Raw genomic sequence first — 433 nt, 5'->3', positions numbered from 1 at the left:
GTACAACCGTCTGCTCCTGGGAATCTTGTTCCTGTCTGATTCGTTGTATAATCCGTACCGTTCCAGGTGAAGGTCGCTCCCGAACAAATGGTTTGATTCGTTACTATATCTGCAGGTTTTGGCGTTACAGTCAAGTTCAATACTTGATCTGCCGTACAACCGTCTGCTCCTGGGAATCTTGTTCCTGTCTGATTCGTTGTATAATCCGTACCGTTCCAGGTGAAGGTCGCTCCCGAACAAATCGTTTGATTCGTTACTATATCTGCAGGTTTTGGCGTTACAGTCAAGTTCAATACTTGATCTGCAGTACAACCGTCTGCTCCTGGGAATCTTGTTCCTGTCTGATTCGTTGTATAATCCGTACCGTTCCAGGTGAAGGTCGCTCCCGAACAAATGGTTTGATTCGTTACTATATCTGCAGGTTTTGGCGTTA

Annotated in this window: 1 protein-coding gene; it reads right to left on the bottom strand. The window is 45.7% G+C overall.

Going from position 1 to position 433, the window contains the following annotated elements; translation table 11 throughout:
- A partial coding sequence (locus B0E44_RS18830) for a hypothetical protein (RefSeq protein ID WP_165688798.1) occupies positions 1-433 on the bottom strand: 433 nt, incomplete at both ends.

It is taken from the genome of Flavobacterium sp. A45, assembly GCF_002001005.1.
Classification (GTDB): Bacteria; Bacteroidota; Bacteroidia; order Flavobacteriales; family Flavobacteriaceae; genus Flavobacterium.
The sequence above is the reverse complement of the archived record's forward strand: the minus strand, read 5'-3'. Positions and strand labels throughout refer to the sequence as shown.